Consider the following 17,056-nt stretch of genomic DNA (forward strand, 5'->3'; position numbering starts at 1 on the left):
AGGGCGGATTCCGGATCGACGATGTGGGAATCCGGACACTCGACGTCCCGATTCCCACATCGTCACGAGGTCTTCACGAACCTGGGTACCACCGCTCAGGTGGCCGGGGAGGATTCCGGTTCAGTGGCCGGTCGGCGAAGGTGCTCAGGAGGCTCGGCTGGTGATCAGGAACAGCGCCAGACGTACGGGTGGAAGATCCGCTCGGCGTCCATGCGCACCCCCGCCACCGTGCCGTCGTCGCCGATCCGGGACGGGATGTCGAGCTTGATGTCGCCGAAGTTCGACACCCACGCGCCCTGCTTCCACACGCCGTAGCCGGTGCCGCTGTTGTCGTTGCCGCCGTGCGCCTCGTCGATCCGGCCGGTGATCAGGCCGTCCCGATTGATGTCGAAGCCCGGGTTGGTGTTGGACAGGTTGTAGCTCGAGTTGGGCAGCACGTGCGCGGCGCCCTGCTGGTCCCAGTAGACGCCGACCTTCTTGTCGTTGTACACGGCGTTGCCGACCACGCGCCCGTTGGAGAACGCGTTGGCGCGGGCAGTGCGGAGGCCTGGCAGCGTGCCGAGCTGGGTGATCGTGCCGGCCCGCCAGACCGCGAGACCGGAGTCACGCAGCACCAACACGGAGCCGTCCTCGTCGACCGCCTCGGGCCTGGTGGCGTGGGGAGCCAGACCGGGGAGGGTGGTGACGGTGCCGGGTTGCGCGGCAGGCCAACGCACCACCGTGGTCAGGCCGCTGCCGTCGTCCCAGACGAAGCCGGTGATGTCGCCCGCGTCGTTGATGCCGAGCGCGGCGGCCTTGGTGTTGTTCCCCAGCTTCGGCAGCTCCTCCATCACGCCGTCCCGATAGCGGAACGCCGTGCTCGCGGAGAATCCCAAGTAGTTGACTTGTGCGGTGCCGACGATCGTGCCGGCGCGGTTCTCGTCGGCCACGTCGTAGGTGCGCAGGGGGCCGAGCCCGGGGAGGACGGAGTACGCGCCGTTCTTCCACGCGATCGGCCGCTGGCCGTCGGCGGTGCCGGCGGTGCCGGCGAAGCCGCCCTGGTGGTCGGTCGCGGTCGGCAGCCCGCTCTTGCTCGGCACGGGAAGTGCCGTCGGACGCCAGGTGCAGGCCTCCGCGGCGGATGCGGTCGAGGTCGGGACGAGCAAGGCAGCCGCGGCCAGTAAAGCGCCACCCAGTAGCCGGTATCTGTGCACGTTTCCCTCCAGAAAGTGTTGGTGAACGCGACCAAGGATGGCATTCATCACCATGGGAGGGGGCGATGTTAGGGGTGCTTTTTCGTGATTAGGGGTTACCTCCCGCATTCGAACAAAAAAATGGTAGAGAGAGTTCCTATACATGCCGAGAAATGCATCCGAGCAGGCGGTTTCAGCCCGCGGTGCGTTCTCCGCCGTCTTCGGGAAACAACGTCTTCAGTGTGACCTCACGGTTGACCCGCACATGCTCGACGGCGTGGGCCCGCGCGCGGTCCGCGTCGCCCGAAGCGATCGCTTCGTAGAGACGGCGGTGCTCGTCGAGCAGTTCGCCCCAGTGCTCGTTCTGGCTGGTGAGCCAGCGCAGCCTGCCTTCGAGCGGCCGCAGGATCTCGTGCAGCAGGCCGTTGCCCGCCAGCGCGACGATCTCGTCGTGGAAACGGGTGTTGAGCGAGGTGATCCGGGCCGGGTCGCCGCCCTCGGTGGCACGGGCGGCGTCGGCGAGCAGCCGTTCGAGCGCGCGGAGCCGCGGTTTGCCCGCCCGCTCGGCCGCCAAGCCGGCGGCGAGGCCTTCGAGCGCCTCCCGGACGTCGAACAGCTCCTCGACGTCGGCCCTGGCCAGCCGTCGCACGACGATGCGACGGGGAGATTGGACGGTGAGGAAACCCTCGGCCTCCAGGCTGCGGATGGCCTCGCGCACCGGGACCCGCGAGACGCCGAGATCCTCGGCCAGTTCCCGTTCGACGAGCCGGTCCCCCGGCTTCAGCCGCCCGGCGAGGATCCGTTCGCGCAGCTCGTCGCGGACCCGTTGCCGGGTCGCGGCCAGCGGCTGCCGCGGTCCTTCCTCGGCCACTCCATCCCCCTCGCTCAACACAGCCGTAACAGCTCGTAACCCGAGTTTATCGGCAGAAACCTTGACGACGGGGCACTGCGGGGTGATATTTGGGATACCAAATTTTGGGATACCAAATCGACCAGCGCTTGCCGTCACACGTCGATCCGGAGGCCTGTATGACCGCCGCCCCAGACACCCGGTCCGCGATGTCCACCGCGGCCGGACCCGATCCCCGGCTCTGGAACGCCGACCTGGCCCCGGCGAAAGAACGCCGATGGAAGGTCTACGACATCTTCGCGCTGTGGATGTCGGACGTGCACAACCTCGGCAACTACACGTTCGCGGCGGGCCTGTTCGTCCTCGGGCTCTCGGCCTGGCAGGGGTTCACCGCGCTGCTGACCGGCTTCGTGCTCATCTACTTCGGCATGAACCTGATGGGCCGGATCGGGCAGAAGACGGGCGTCCCCTTCCCCGTCGTCGCCCGGATCAGCTTCGGCACTTTCGGCGCGAACCTGCCGGCGCTGATCCGCGCGATCATCGCGATCTTCTGGTACGGCATCCAGACCTATCTCGCCTCGGTGGCCATCACGCTGCTGGTGCTCGCGATCGATCCGGGGCTGAAACCGTTGACAGAGGTCGGTTTCCTCGGCCTGCACGCGCTCGGCTGGATCTGTTTCATCGCGCTGTGGCTGGCGCAGGCGCTGGTGCTCACCCGCGGGATGGAGGCGGTGCGCAAATTCCAGGACTGGTGCGGTCCCGGTATCTGGGTGGTGATGATCGCGCTCGCGGTATGGATCCTGGCCGCCGCGGACTGGAACATCTCGCTGACGAGCAACCCGAAGGCACTGTCCACCGGGGAGCAGGTGCGGCAGTGGTTCGGCGCCGTGGGCCTCATCCTGTCCATCTACGGCACGCTGATGCTCAACTTCTGCGACTTCTCCCGGTTCGCCCCGAACCAGAAAACGGTGCGGCGCGGCAACTTCTGGGGCCTGCCGATCAACTCGACGGCGTTCGCGCTGCTGTCGGTCCTGGTGACCGCGGGCAGCCTGCAGGTGTTCGGTGAGGCCATCACCGACCCGGCGGAACTGCTCGCCCGCATCGACAACACCCCGGTGCTGATCATCGGCGCGCTGACCTTCGCGATCGCCACCATGGGCGTGAACATCGTCGCGAACTTCGTCTCCCCCGCCTACGACCTGGCCAACATCTGGCCGAAACGGATCACCTTCACCATCGGCGGGATGATCAGCGCGGTCGCGGCGCTGTGCGTGCTGCCGTGGAAGCTGTACTCCTCCCCCGCCGTGGTCAACTACTTCCTCGGCGGCCTCGGCGCCTTCCTCGGCCCGCTGTTCGGCATCATGATCGTCGACTACTACCTGGTGAAACGGGGCAGGATCGACGTCGCCAAGCTGTTCGTGGCGGGGCCGGAGTCGCCGTATCACTACAAACACGGCGTGAACCCGCCGGCGATGATCACCTTCCTGCCCACCGCGGCTCTTTCCGCGGTCATCGCACTCGTGCCGTACTTCGCCCCGGCGGCGCCGTACTCGTGGTTCATCGGCACGGCGACGGCCGCCGCGCTCTATCTGGTCGTCACGCGCAAACAGCGGGTCGCGTGATGCGGATCCTGGTCACCAACTGCAACACGACCGAGGCCATGACGAAGGAGATCGAGGCCGGTGCCCGTGCCGCGGCGAGCCCGGGCACCGAGATCCTGGCCAGAACGCCGTTGTGGGGTCCGGAATCCGCGGAGGGCTGGCTGGACAGCTTCTTGAGCGCGGCGGCCGTCCTCGACCTGCTCAACGGCATGGACGAACCCTTCGACGCGCTCGTGATGGCCGGTTTCGGCGAGCACGGACGGGAAGGGGCGCGCGAACTGCTCGACGTCCCGGTCGTCGACATCACCGAGGCGGCCGCGCATCTGGCCTGCCTGCTGGGCAGACGGTACGGCGTGGTGACCACATTGGACAGGACGTGCGGGCTCATCGAAGACAGCTTGCACGCCTCGGGAGTCGCGCAGAACTGTGTCGGCGTCCTGGGCGCGGGACTCGGCGTCCTCGAACTGAACGACGAACGCCGGACGGAATCGGCCCTGCTGACCGCCGGACGCCGCGCCAGGGACGCGGGTGCGGAAGTCCTCGTCCTCGGCTGCGCCGGGATGACCGGACTGGACCGGCGGATCTCCGCGATGCTGGACATCCCGGTGATCGACGGCGTCGCCGCGGCCGTCCGCCTGGCCGAATCCCTGGTGGCCCTCGGCCTCAAGACCAGCCGGGCCGGTTCCTACGCCCGCCCCCTGCCCAAACCCCGCCTCTGGCCCCGCCAACCCCGCATTTAGTCCTCTGGATGCGGTAGTTGCACGCGCAAGTACCGCATCCAGAGGACGAAACGCGGCTCGTTCGGTCGCCTGCGGCTAGTTGCCTTTCGCGGCGATACCGGGGGCGGGAGCCTGGGCGTTGCCCGCGATGCCGTAACGCCCGGCACCGCCCTCGAGTTGTTCACGCAGCGCCATGATCGTGGTGATCCGGCCCGCCGCGGTCTCCGCGTTGTCCACAGTGGACAGGATCGACGTCGCCGAGGTGTCGGCGCGCACGACGCCGATCGCGCCGGTGCCGTCGGCCGATCCGGCGTCGCCCGCCAGCACCGTGCCCGCACCCGAACGGTCGAGCTGCGCCGCGAAACGCGCGATCGTCGAGGCCCGGTCACCCGCGCCGTCGCCGGTGTACTTCGAGCCGGTGAGCACGATCGCGAGCTGGGCGGGCTTCACATCCTGCCCCGCCTTGAGGAAACCGCCGTCGGTGAGCCCGCCGAGCGCGGCCGCGAGCTCCACCGGCGTCGACTGCGCCTGCGCGTTGTCCTTGTTCAGCAAGGCCACCGAACCGAGCAGCGCGCCCGCGAGAGTGCCCGGGTCGCCCGCGGTCGGGAACTGGACCCCGGCGGGCTGCAGGCGGGTCACGACGTCACGCAGCTGATCGGAGCGCATCGGGTCGGAGAACGCCTCGGTCAGCTGGATCTCGCCGGTGACCGAGGCCCCGGCCTGCCCGACGAGCTGCTTGAGCGCGTCACGGTCCGCGGGCTTCGCGTCTTCGGTGGTCACCAGTACCACCGAACGCTTGTCCAGCTGCCCGGCGAGGACCTTCGGTCCCAGCGCCCCGGCGAACGCGTCCGCGTCACTGAGCCTGGCGTTGAGGGAATTGCGCTGCGCCTCCAGCTCCGCGACCTGGGTGCCCAGGTCCTCCTTCTGCCCGGCGAGACCGGACAGCAGCGAACCGTTCAGCGCCGTGGATCCGAGCACCACGCCGATGGCGAGCGCCAGGAAGCAGGCGGCGATGGAAACGATGTGGTACCGCAGAGAAATCACGTGAAAAGTCCCTTGCCCCAGGCGATGAACGAGTTCCAGGTGTCGCGGATCCAGTCGAGGTAGACCGAACCCACGTCGGAGACCAGCAGCGCGGCCGCGACGGCCACCAGGGTCGCCAGTACCAGCAGGATGACGGCGCCGATCGACACCCGGCTGCGGTGCAGGGTCGCGACCGCCTTGCCGTCGACCAGTTTCGTGCCGAGTTTGAGCCGGGTGAGGAACGTCGACGGGTTCGACCCGGACCGGCCGTGGTCGAGGAACTCCCGCAGTGTCGCCTGGAAACCGACGGTGACCACGAGACTCGCCTCATGCGCGTCGGCCAGCAGCAGCGCCAGGTCCTCGGCGTTGCCCGTCGCGGGGAAGGTGACCGCGCCGATCCCGAGGTCCTGGATCCGCTCGACGCCCGGCGCGTGCCCGTCCGGCTGCGCCGGGACCACGACCTCGCCGCCGCTGCGCAGCGTTTCCGCGCCGATCCCGTGCGGGTCGCCCACGATGACGTCCGGCAGGTAGCCCTGCGCGCGCAGGGTGTCGGCACCGGCGTCGACGCCGATCAGCACCGGCCGGTGCTCGGAAATGTACTTCTTCAGCTTTTTGAGGTCCTCGGCGTGACCGTTGCCACCCGCGACCACGAGGGCGTGCCGGTCCCGCAACGGAACCCGGATCTCCGGTACGCCGACACCGTCGAGAATGAGACTGCGTTCCCGGCGGAGGAATTCGATCGTGTTCGCGGAGAACGCCTCCAGCTGGGTGGACATCCCGGCCTTGGCCTCGATCATCTGGTCCGCGACGCTTTCCCGCGTCTGCTGGATCCCCGATCCGATCTGCCGCTCACCGATGTAGACGACGCCCTCGTGCAGGCGGAGTTTCGTACCGTCCTTCACCTTGCGCAGCAGCTCGCCGCCGACCGAGTCGACCAGGAGGACCCCCGCCTCGAGCAGGACCTCCGGCCCCAGGTTGGGGAACCGGCCGGAGATCGACGGCGAGGCGTTCACCACCGCCGCGACTTCGGCCTCCACCAAGGCGTCGGCCGTCGAACGGTCGAGATCGAGCTGGTCGAGGACGACGATGTCGCCAGGGCTCAGCCGACGGAGAAGCTCGCGTGTACGCCTGTCGACCCTGGCGACGCCGGTGATCCCGGGGAGGGTCTCTTGGTTACGCGTGAGCAAGCCGGTGAGCTTCATGCGACCGATAGTGACAAATCGGTGCGGCCTTATGCGTCCGCCACGCCGATGGGAACACGCCGATTAACCCACACTGGGACGCGCCGCTCCCGAGTCGTCTCGTGAGTGGTAATGACGGTTAGAACCGTCATTACCACTCACGAGGCCCGTTACTTGGCCTTCTTGCGCTTGCCGCCGCGGCGGGCTTTGGGCTTGTCCGGCGCGCTCTTGTCGGCTTCGGCCACGGCGAGCAATTCCTCGGCGTGCGCCCGGCCGGTCTCGGTGCTTTCCATTCCCGCGAGCATCCGCGCGAGTTCGACGACCCGCTCGGATTGTTCGAGCACTCGCACGCCACTGCGGGTCACCCCGCCACTGGTGCCCTTGTCCACCACCAGATGCTGATCGGCGAACGCGGCGACCTGCGGCAGGTGCGTGACCACCAGCACCTGGTGGCTGCGCGCCAGCCGCGCGAGCCGCCTGCCGATCTCGACCGCCGCACGGCCGCCGACCCCGGCGTCGACCTCGTCGAACACCAGTGTCTGCACGGTGTCCGCATGCGCGAGGACGACCTCGATCGCCAGCATCACGCGGGAAAGCTCACCACCGGAAGCGGCCTTGTGCACCGGGAGCGGCGGCGCGCCGTTGTGCGCGCGCAGCAGCAGCTCGACGTCGTCGACCCCGTCGGGGCCGGCGTGCACGAGCTTGCCTTCGACCCGCACGGCGTGCGGATCGCTCTCCTCGACGGTGCGCCGCTCGACGGTGATCTCGATCTCGGCCTGTCCCATGGCGAGCCCGGACATCTCGGCGGTGATCGCCTCGGCCAGCTCGGCGGCGGCCTCGACACGAGCCTCCGACAGCCGGAGGGCGTGCTCGGCGAGCGTCACCGCGAGCGCGTCACGGCGAGTGGCCAGTTCGGACAGTGCCTCCTCGGAGGTGTCCATCGTGGACATCCGGCGGCGCGCGTCGTCGGCCCAGGCGAGCACCCCGTCCACATCGGCGGCGTACTTGCGCGTGAGCCGTTTCAGGTCGGCCTGGCGCGCCAGTACCTTTTCCAGCAGCGCGGGGTCGGCGTCGAGCGTTTCGAGGTAGCTCCCCAGCTCGGTGCCCACCTCGGACAGCAGCACCGAAGCCTCGTCGAGGCGGGGGCCCAGCTCGCGCAGCACGGCGTCTTCGGAACCGGTCAGCTGGCGCGACGCCTCGCCGATCAGCCCGAGCGCCCCGGGGACGTCGGGATCCCCCTCGGACGAACCGGCGACGGCCGCGTGCGCCGCACTGGCCGCGGCCCGCAGTTCGTCGACCGCGGCGAGCCGCTTGATCTGCTCGGTGAGTTCGGTGTCCTCGCCGGGCTCCGGCGCGACGGCGTCGATCTCGGCGAGACCGTGACGCAGCAGATCGGCCTGCTGGGCCATCTCGCGGGAGCGCGTGGACCGCTCGGTCAGTTCGGCGACGACGGCGAGCCATTCGTCCCGTACCGCGCGGTACTGCTCCAGTGGTTCGGTGACGGCCTCCCCGGCGAACCTGTCGATCACGGCGCGCTGTTCGGCGGGCCGCAGCAGCCGCAGCTGATCGTTCTGCCCGTGCACCGCGATCAGCTGCTCGGACAGGTCGGCCAGCACACCGACCGGCACCGAACGGCCGCCGAGGTGGGCGCGGGACCGGCCGTCGACCGAGACCGCGCGCAGCGCGATGACGCTGCCGTCCTCGTCGACCTCCGCCCCGGCGTCGGTGACTATCCGGGTGGCGCCCTCGGCACCGCCCAGCTCGAATCGGCCTTCCACGAAGGCCTTCAGCATTCCCGTTCGCACCTTGGACACTTCGGCTCGGCCGCCGGAGAGCAGGTGCAACCCGCTGACGACCATGGTCTTGCCCGCACCCGTCTCACCGGTGACGACGGTGAAGCCCGCGTGCAGTTCCAGCAGGGCGTCCTCGATGACTCCGAGGCCCTGGATGCGCATCTCGGCCAGCACGACGCCCACCGTAGCGGCCTACCCCGACTAATCTCGCACCCGGCACGTCATGAGGGTTCCCCTTAAGACGAAATTCGTCTTAAGGGGACCCCTCATGACATCCCTCAGCGGGCGTGTCGCTCCCGCCAGCCCTTGATCGGCAACGAGAACTTGTGCACCAGCCGGTCGGTGAAGGGGCCTTCCCACAACCGGATCAGGCGCACCGGCACCCGCCCGCAGGTGACCCGCACAGCCGCCCCGGCCGGAAGATCGAAGGTCCGCGATCCGTCGCAGGTCAGGACGGCGGGCGAGCCGTCCGGATCGATGGCGACGGTGATCTCTGAGTCCCGGGAGACGACCAGCGGCCGGGAGAACATCGCGTGCGCGTTGCTCGGCACCACCAGCAGCGCCTGGACGTCCGGCCAGATGATCGGGCCGCCCGCGGAGAACGCATACGCCGTCGAGCCGGTCGGAGTGGCGCACAGGACACCGTCGCAGCCGAAGGACGACACGGGCCTGCCGTCGACCTCGATGAGCGCGTCCAGGACGCGCTCGCGGGAGCTCTTCTCGACGCTCGCCTCGTTGAGCGCCCACGTGTTGACGGTCTCCTCGCCGTCGACGGTGACGATGACATCGACGGTCATCCGCTCTTCGACCTGGTAGTCGCCGTCGACGGCACGCTGGACGGTGTCGGCCAGCTTGTCCGAATCGGCCTCGGCGAGGAATCCGACCCGGCCCAGGTTCACCCCGAGCACCGGGACACCGTTCGGCCTCGCCAGTTCCGCGGCCCGCAGCAACGTGCCGTCGCCGCCGAGCACGAACACCAGCTCGGTCCCGGCGGCCGGATCCTGTTCCGGCGCCATGACCGTGCACGGCGCGCCGATCCCGCCGTCCGCCTCGAGCATCTCCCGGACGTCCTCGTCGAGTACCCGCAGCCGCACACCGGCCTTGGCGAAACGGGCCGATACCTCGCGTGCCGCGTCCCGGGTCGCGTCCCGGTCCGGGTGCACGACCAGCAGCACCTCGCGTTCGCTCATTGGGGTCCCTCCAGGACTGCGGTCCGGACGAGCCGTTCGGCGTCGGTGCCGACGGTCTCCCCCGTCCCGCGGGTAAGCCAGACGAAGTATTCGACGTTCCCGGACGGTCCCGGAAGCGGGCTCGCCACGACGCCGCGCAAGCGCAGGTCCAGCTTCTCGGCCTCGGCGAGCACGCCCAGCACCGATTCGGCCCGCAGCTGGGGGTCACGGACCACGCCGCCGCTGCCGAGCCGGTCCTTGCCGACCTCGAACTGCGGTTTCACCATCGGCACCAGATCGGCGCCGTCCCGCGCGCAGGCGGCCAGCGCGGGCAGGACGAGTTTGAGCGAGATGAACGAGAGATCCCCGACCACGAGGTCGACCTGCCCGCCGAGGTCCTCCGGGGTCAGGTTGCGGACGTTCGTCTTGTCGAGGACGACCACGCGGTCGTCGGTGCGCAGGCGCCAGTCCAGCAGGCCGCGGCCGACGTCGGCGGCGATCACCGTGGCGGCGCCGTTGCGCAGCAGGACGTCGGTGAAGCCACCGGTCGAAGCGCCGGCGTCGAGACAGCGCTTCCCCTCGATGGAAAGACCTTGCGGTGTGAAGGCTTCGAGCGCGCCGAGCAGTTTGTGCGCGCCGCGCGAGGCCCAGCCGGGGTCATCGCCGTCCCGCACCACGATCGGCGCACCGGACTCGACCCCCGTCGCGGGTTTGGTGGCCACCATCCCGCGCACACTGACCTTGCCCTCGGCGATCAGCGCGGATGCCTGCTCGCGGGAGCGGGCCAGACCCCGCCGGACGAGTTCCGCGTCCAGGCGGGCGCGTTTGGGCACGCGTCAGACCTTGTCGATGGTGGACAGCGCCACCGTCAGCTCGGTGTGCACGGCTTCGAAGCGGTCGACGTGCTCGGAGAGCGGAAGCGAGGCGAGGTCGTCGAGACCCGCAACGGCTTCGCCGATCCCGGCACGGGGATCCGTGTCCTGCTGCGCGAAGTGGTCGGTCTGGACCGGCGGGGGGCCGGGCACCGGGGGTCGCGGAACGGGGTGGAAGTGGTCTTGCACCCCACCAAGTTAGCAGCGCTGGTCAGGCGAGGCGCAGCTCGCCGAGCGCGGCGCGGGCGGTGTCGCCCACACCGCGGACCTCGGTGATCCCCGACTCCCAGGCCACCGCGCACACCGCGCGCAGCAGGTCCAAGGAGTCGCCCTCACCCTCGGCCTCGAGCACGTCACCCTGTGCGGTGACGCGCCAGCCGTCCTTCGGGCCGACCTCGAGCTGATCCGCGCGGCCGCCGAGGCCGGACAGATCCCACGCGAGGTACCGCGGCCGTTCCTCGGGCCTCGCCTTGATCAGGGAGGCCGCGTCGGCGACCCCGGTCAGCACGCAGAGCGCGTCGATCCCGGCCGCGACCGCGCCCTCGATGTCGGTGTCCAGCCTGTCGCCGACCACGAGGGCCCGTTCCGCGCCCGCGTCCCGCGCCGCCGTGGTGAACAGCGAAGGCGCCGGTTTGCCCGCCACCAGCGGTTCGACCTCGGTGGCGGTGCGCAGCGCGGCCACCATCGATCCGTTGCCCGGCAGCAGTCCGCGTTCGGACGGCAGGGTCGCGTCGACATTGGTCGCCACCCACAGCGCGCCCGCGCGGATGGCGAGACACGCCTCCGCGAGGGCGGCCCAGGTGTTCTCCGGGGAATGTCCCTGCACCACGGCGGCCACGTCCGGCCCGGCTTCCCGGACCGTGCGCAGCCCCGCCGACTCGATCTGGGCGGCGAGCGACTCCGTACCCACGACGAGCACGACGGCGCCCTTGGGCAGCCGCTCACCCAGCAGGGCGGCGGCGGCCTGGGAGCTCGTGTGGACCTCGTCGGGGGTGGCGGGCAGTCCGAGTGCCTCCAGGTGCGCGGAGACCTCCTCGGGTGCCTTGGAGGCGTTGTTCGTCACCCAGCGGACGGCCGTGCCGGTGTCCCGGAGCGCCCGGAGTGCTTCCGGGGCGCCCGGGACGACCGTGCTGCCGTGATAGACCGTGCCGTCGAGGTCGAACAGGACCGCGTCGTATCCGGCCGACAGGGCGTCAGCCATTCGTGAGCTCCGCGGCGCGCTCGGCGGCGTCGGTCTCGTCCTCCTCGTCGGCCTCTGCCGCGTTGAGGAACCAGCGGATCGCCTCGTCCTTGCGGTCGGCGGCGGCGAGGTTGTCGGCGTAGGCGTAGAACAGCCGGGCGCTCCACGGGTCGCGCTTCTCCGCCTTGAGGTCGTCGCCCTGCAGGGAGACGACGGCGGCGTCCAGCTGGCCGAGGTCACGGCGCGCGCCGGCGGCGACGATCGCGAGTTCGATCTGGGTCGCCTTGGACAGGCGCTCCTTGTCGACCTCCTTCGCGAGGTCCAGCGCCCGCTCCGGGCGCCCGATGGCGCGCTCGGCGTCGGCGATGATCGCGATGTGCTCGTCGGACCGGGTCATCCGGCGGACGGCCCGCAGCTCGGACAGCGCTTCGGACCAGTTGCCCGCGTGGTAGGCGACCAGGCCCAGCGCCTCACGGACGATCGGGACCCGCGACGCCTTGGCCTTCGCGTACTTGGCGTGCTCCATCGCGGCTTCAGGATCTTCGTCGACCAGGCCACCGGCCGCGACGAGGTGCTTGCCCACGGTTTCCGCGAGCCCCTTGGGCAGGGTGCGGAGTTCGCGGCGGGCCTCTTCGTCGAGGTCGGAGAACTCGATGCCTTCAGGCAGTTCCGGGGCCTCGAGCAGCTCGCGCGCCAAGGTCTCGTCGTCGACCGGCTTGTCGTCGGTACGCGGCGTGGACCGGAAGTCCTTGCGGCCCTCGGAGCGGTCGCGCTGGGGACGGTCGTCGCGCTTGCGCTCGAACCGGCCTTCGCCGCCGCGGGAGTCGCCGCGCTTGTCGTCGTAGCGCTTCTCCGGGCGGTCGCCGGAGGGGCGGAAGCCGCCACCGCGGTTGTCGCCACCCCGGTTGTCGCGGTCGCCGTAGGGCTTGCGCTCGTAGCCACCGCCGCTGGGACGACGGTCGCCGGAGGAGGGACCACGCCGGTCGTCACGGCGGTCGCCGCCGCCGGTGTAGCCACCGGTACGCGCGCCACCACGGTCGTCGCGGTAGGACGGACGACGGTCGTCGCTGCCGCCCCGCTTGTCGCGGTCACCGTAGGACTTGCCCTGCGGGCGGCCTTCGTAGCGGTTGCCGGACGACGAACGGTCGTCGGAGCGGCCGCGGTTGTCCGAGCCGTAGCCGGACCGGGCCGGGCGGCTGTCGGTGCGCTTCTCGTACCGGCCCTCGGAACGGTTGTCCGAGCGACTGTCGGAGCGGTTGTCGTAGCGCCGCTCGGGACGGCTGTCCGACGAACGGTAACCACCGCGGTCACCGCCACGGCTGTCACGACTGTCGCGGTTGTCGGAACGGAAGCCGCCCCGGTTGTCACGGCTGTCGGTGCGCTTCTCGTACCGGCCCTCGGAACGGTTGTCCGAGCGACTGTCCGAACGGTTGTCGGACCGGTAGCCACCGCGGTCACCGCCACGGTTGTCGCCGCCGCGGCTGTCACCGCTCCGGTTGTCCGGGCGGTAACCACCGCGGTCGCCACCCCGGCTGTCACGGCTGTCACGCCGGTCGTCGGAGCGGTAGCCGCCACGGCGGTCGTTGTCGCGGCCGCCCGAGCGCTCGTCGCGACGATCGCCGGCACCAGGGCCACGACGGTCGTCGCCGGTGTAGCGCGGGCGGTTCTCGTCGCGGCCTTGGCCCGCGAACCGGCTGCCGCCGGAGCGGTGGTCGCGGGGACCGTCGCCGCTTCGCCCCGGCTTGCCGGAGTAGCTGCTCGAACCGCCGGGCTTGCCGGAATAACCGCTCGAACCGCGGGCACCGCGGTCGTCACGGCGCGGACGGCCCTGGTAGCCGCCGTCGCGGCCACCTCGGTCCTGTCCACCGCCGGCGGAACCGCGCCGGTCACCTCGCTGCGCGTCAGACCGGCCTCCGCGGGGACTGTCGTCCCGGCGACCCGACCGGCCGGACGCGCCATCATCTGAGTCACGTCGACCGAACTCGGACACCTGGCCTCCTGCCACTATTGAAAAAGTTTCGATACCGGCGACGCCTTCAAGGCGCGCCAACGGACCACTGTAGTCCGTCCATGGACATGAAAAGAGACAGGGCCCTGACCGGGGAGAACCTGTCAGAGGTTCTCGACCCTGGTCAGGACCCTGTCCTGAAGTTAGTCCGGCGGTGTCCTACTCTCCCACAACCCTTCGGTTGCAGTACCATCGGCGCTGTCAGGCTTAGCTTCCGGGTTCGGAATGGGACCGGGCGTTTCCCTGACGCTATGACCACCGAAACACTGTGAAACACCCACACACGCTCACACCTGATGTGTGGTTGTGTGGTGTTTCAGAGCTGTAGAGTGGATGCGTAACATCTTTGTGGGCAAGTCCTCGGCCTATTAGTACCAGTCAACTCGACAACACATTACTGTGCTTCCATTTCTGGCCTATCAACCCAATGGTCTGTTGGGGGCCTTAACCCACAAGGGGTGGGATACCTCATCTTGGAACAGGCTTCCCGCTTAGATGCCTTCAGCGGTTATCCCTTCCGAACGTGGCCAACCAGCCATGCCACTGGCGTGACAACTGGCATACCAGAGGTTCGTCCGTCCCGGTCCTCTCGTACTAGGGACAGCCTTCCTCAAGTATCCTACGCGCGCGGCGGATAGGGACCGAACTGTCTCACGACGTTCTAAACCCAGCTCGCGTGCCGCTTTAATGGGCGAACAGCCCAACCCTTGGGACCTACTCCGGCCCCAGGATGCGACGAGCCGACATCGAGGTGCCAAACCATGCCGTCGATATGGACTCTTGGGCAAGATCAGCCTGTTATCCCCGGGGTACCTTTTATCCGTTGAGCGACACCCCTTCCACCAGGTGGTGCCGGATCACTAGTCCCGACTTTCGTCCCTGCTCGACATGTCTGTCTCACAGTCAAGCTCCCTTGTGCACTTGCACTCAACACCTGATTGCCAACCAGGCTGAGGGAACCTTTGGGCGCCTCCGTTACTCTTTAGGAGGCAACCGCCCCAGTTAAACTACCCATCAGGCACTGTCCCTGAACCAGATCATGGTCCGAGGTTCAGATTCCCAATCCGACCAGAGTGGTATTTCAACAACGACTCCACCAACACTAGCGTGCCAGCTTCACAGTCTCCCACCTATCCTACACAAGCCGAACCGAAAACCAATACCAAACTATAGTAAAGGTCCCGGGGTCTTTCCGTCCTGCCGCGCGTAACGAGCATCTTTACTCGTAGTGCAATTTCGCCGGGCCTGTGGTTGAGACAGCCGGAAAGTCGTTACGCCATTCGTGCAGGTCGGAACTTACCCGACAAGGAATTTCGCTACCTTAGGATGGTTATAGTTACCACCGCCGTTTACTGGCGCTTAAATTCTCAGCTTCACCCCGAAAGGTTAACCGGTCCTCTTAACGTTCCAGCACCGGGCAGGCGTCAGTCCATATACATCGTCTTGCGACTTCGCATGGACCTGTGTTTTTAGTAAACAGTCGCTTTCCGCTGGTCTCTGCGGCCACGATTCCCTAGTCCGTAAAGGACTTCAAGAACCCTGGCCCCCTTCTCCCGAAGTTACGGGGGCATTTTGCCGAGTTCCTTAACCACAGTTCACCCGATCGCCTTAGTATTCTCTACCTGACCACCTGTGTTGGTTTGGGGTACGGGCCGTGCACGCACTCGCTAGAGGCTTTTCTCGGCAGCATAGGATCACTCTACTTCACCTCAATCGGCTACGCATCACGTCTCAGCCTTGATGAAACACGGATTTACCTATGTTTCGGCCTACACGCTTACACCAGTACTACCACTCACTGGCGGAGCTACCTTCCTGCGTCACCCCATCACTCGACTACTACGGAATCAGATCCCACGCTCCACACTCGCGCATCCACCCGAAGGCTTCAACACGAGGCTTTGGGTGGTTAGTATCAACCGCCTCATCCTGGGCGCACGTGCTCGGGTACGGGAATATCAACCCGTTATCCATCGACTACGCCTGTCGGCCTCGCCTTAGGTCCCGACTTACCCTGGGCGGATTAGCCTGGCCCAGGAACCCTTGGTCATCCGGCGGCAGAGTTTCTCACTCTGCATTCGCTACTCATGCCTGCATTCTCACTCCCACACCCTCCACGACTGGCTTCCGCCGCCGCTTCCCTGGATGCAGGACGCTCCCCTACCCATCCACACCACTAGATCGTTCCCGCAAGGAGAACAACCGATGTATTGTGTGAATGACACAGCTTCGGCGGTGTGCTTAAGCCCCGCTACATTGTCGGCGCAGGACCACTTGACCAGTGAGCTATTACGCACTCTTTCAAGGGTGGCTGCTTCTAAGCCAACCTCCTGGTTGTCTGGGCAATCCCACATCCTTTCCCACTGAGCACACACTTAGGGGCCTTAGCTGGTGTTCTGGGCTGTTTCCCTCTCGACGACGAAGCTTATCCCCCGCCGTCTCACTGCCACGCTCTCACTTATTGGTATTCGGAGTTTGGTTGATTTCGGTAACCCGGTAAGGCCCCTAGACCATCCAGTAGCTCTACCCCCAACAAGAAACACGTGACGCTGCACCTAAATGCATTTCGGGGAGAACCAGCTATCACGGAGTTTGATTGGCCTTTCACCCCTACCCACAGCTCATCCCCTCAGTTTTCAACCTAAGTGGGTTCGGCCCTCCACGTCGTCTTACCGACGCTTCAGCCTGGCCATGGGTAGATCACTCCGCTTCGGGTCTAGACCACGCGACTCAATCGCCCTATTCAGACTCGCTTTCGCTACGGCTACCCCACACGGGTTAACCTCGCCACGCAGCACTAACTCGCAGGCTCATTCTTCAAAAGGCACGCCATCACCGTAAACATCAAAGATGTTGCTCGGGCTCTGACGGCTTGTAGGCACACGGTTTCAGGTACTCTTTCACTCCCCTCCCGGGGTACTTTTCATCTTTCCCTCACGGTACTAGTCCGCTATCGGTCTTCAGGAAGTATTTAGGCTTACCGGGTGGTCCCGGCAGATTCACAGCAAATTCCACGAGCTCGCTGCTACTCGGGAACACCACCAAGGTCTCTGAAACTGGTTTTCGCGTACGGGACTCTCACCCACTCCGGTCGCCCATCCCAAGGCGTTCCACTAACCAGCACATCAACCCGAAGAAATGTCAGTCTCTTCAAGGCGGGTCCCACAACACCACACACACAACGCCTGACAGCTTGACATGTGCATGGTTTAGCCTCTTCCGCTTTCGCTCGCCACTACTCACGGAATCACGGTTGTTTTCTCTTCCTACGGGTACTGAGATGTTTCACTTCCCCGCGTTCCCTCCACGCACCCTATATATTCAGATGCGGGTAACACCACATAACTGGTGCTGGGTTTCCCCATTCGGAAATCCTCGGATCACAGCTCGGTTGACAGCTCCCCGAGGCATATCGCAGCCTCCCACGTCCTTCATCGGCTCCTGAAGCCAAGACATCCACCATGTGCCCTTAATAACTTGACCACAAA

At 67.2% G+C, this 17,056-nt stretch carries 12 protein-coding genes and 2 rRNA genes; 2 read left to right on the top strand and 12 right to left on the bottom strand.

All coding sequences use genetic code 11. The features are described from left to right. Nucleotides 1-164: 164 nt before the first annotated feature. Both SD37_RS24780 and SD37_RS24785 read right to left on the bottom strand, forming a co-directional pair. Complete coding sequence (locus tag SD37_RS24780; protein WP_145926719.1) at nt 165-1,193, bottom strand: hypothetical protein; 1,029 nt, start codon at nt 1,191-1,193, stop codon at nt 165-167. 172 nt (nt 1,194-1,365) lie between these two features. Then, the gene (locus tag SD37_RS24785; protein WP_044856639.1) at nt 1,366-2,043 is read right to left on the bottom strand and encodes a GntR family transcriptional regulator; all 678 of its coding nucleotides are present in this window, start codon (nt 2,041-2,043) and stop codon (nt 1,366-1,368) included. Nucleotides 2,044-2,201: 158 nt separating this feature from the next. Between SD37_RS24785 and SD37_RS24790 the strand changes: the two genes are divergently transcribed. Beyond that, nucleotides 2,202-3,644 carry an NCS1 family nucleobase:cation symporter-1 gene (locus SD37_RS24790; RefSeq protein ID WP_065912969.1) on the top strand — a complete coding sequence of 481 codons (1,443 nt, stop codon included), beginning with the start codon at nt 2,202-2,204 and terminating at the stop codon, nt 3,642-3,644. Continuing rightward, on the top strand, nt 3,644-4,363 hold the full coding sequence (locus SD37_RS24795; RefSeq protein ID WP_065912970.1) for an aspartate/glutamate racemase family protein: 720 nt from the start codon (nt 3,644-3,646) through the stop codon (nt 4,361-4,363). Before SD37_RS24790 ends, SD37_RS24795 begins: the two co-directional genes overlap by 1 nt. Nucleotides 4,364-4,438: 75 nt before the next feature. Here SD37_RS24795 and SD37_RS24800 read toward each other — a convergent pair whose 3' ends face one another. The 10 genes from SD37_RS24800 to SD37_RS24845 all read right to left on the bottom strand — a co-directional run bounded on the left by SD37_RS24800 (nt 4,439) and on the right by SD37_RS24845 (nt 17,051). Then, on the bottom strand, nt 4,439-5,386 hold the full coding sequence (locus SD37_RS24800) for a copper transporter (protein WP_044856636.1): 948 nt from the start codon (nt 5,384-5,386) through the stop codon (nt 4,439-4,441). After that, on the bottom strand, nt 5,383-6,567 hold the full coding sequence (gene steA, locus SD37_RS24805; RefSeq protein ID WP_044856635.1) for a putative cytokinetic ring protein SteA: 1,185 nt from the start codon (nt 6,565-6,567) through the stop codon (nt 5,383-5,385). The genes SD37_RS24800 and steA overlap by 4 nt, the downstream gene beginning before the upstream one ends. Before the next feature lie 149 nt (nt 6,568-6,716). Next, on the bottom strand, nt 6,717-8,513 hold the full coding sequence (gene recN, locus SD37_RS24810; RefSeq protein WP_044856700.1) for a DNA repair protein RecN: 1,797 nt from the start codon (nt 8,511-8,513) through the stop codon (nt 6,717-6,719). A 104-nt stretch (nt 8,514-8,617) separates the two neighbouring features. Further along, on the bottom strand, nt 8,618-9,529 hold the full coding sequence (locus SD37_RS24815; RefSeq protein ID WP_044856634.1) for an NAD kinase: 912 nt from the start codon (nt 9,527-9,529) through the stop codon (nt 8,618-8,620). Further along, a complete protein-coding gene (locus SD37_RS24820) occupies nt 9,526-10,341 on the bottom strand; it encodes a TlyA family RNA methyltransferase (RefSeq protein WP_044856633.1) in 816 nt (271 codons plus the stop codon). Before SD37_RS24820 ends, SD37_RS24815 begins: the two co-directional genes overlap by 4 nt. A 3-nt stretch (nt 10,342-10,344) precedes the next feature. Continuing rightward, nucleotides 10,345-10,569, bottom strand: coding sequence for a hypothetical protein (locus tag SD37_RS24825; protein WP_418189786.1), 225 nt, complete (start codon nt 10,567-10,569; stop codon nt 10,345-10,347). A 22-nt stretch (nt 10,570-10,591) separates the two neighbouring features. Beyond that, on the bottom strand, nt 10,592-11,581 hold the full coding sequence (locus SD37_RS24830) for an HAD-IIA family hydrolase (RefSeq protein WP_044856631.1): 990 nt from the start codon (nt 11,579-11,581) through the stop codon (nt 10,592-10,594). Beyond that, nucleotides 11,574-13,550, bottom strand: coding sequence for a hypothetical protein (locus SD37_RS24835; protein WP_044856630.1), 1,977 nt, complete (start codon nt 13,548-13,550; stop codon nt 11,574-11,576). The genes SD37_RS24830 and SD37_RS24835 overlap by 8 nt, the downstream gene beginning before the upstream one ends. A gap of 164 nt (nt 13,551-13,714) precedes the next feature. Beyond that, nucleotides 13,715-13,831: ribosomal RNA gene (gene rrf / locus SD37_RS24840) — 5S ribosomal RNA — on the bottom strand. Nucleotides 13,832-13,916: 85 nt separating this feature from the next. Next, nucleotides 13,917-17,051: ribosomal RNA gene (locus tag SD37_RS24845) — 23S ribosomal RNA — on the bottom strand. Nucleotides 17,052-17,056: the final 5 nt, after the last annotated feature.

The sequence above is a fragment of the Amycolatopsis orientalis genome, from assembly GCF_000943515.2.
GTDB lineage: Bacteria > Actinomycetota > Actinomycetes > Mycobacteriales > Pseudonocardiaceae > Amycolatopsis > Amycolatopsis orientalis.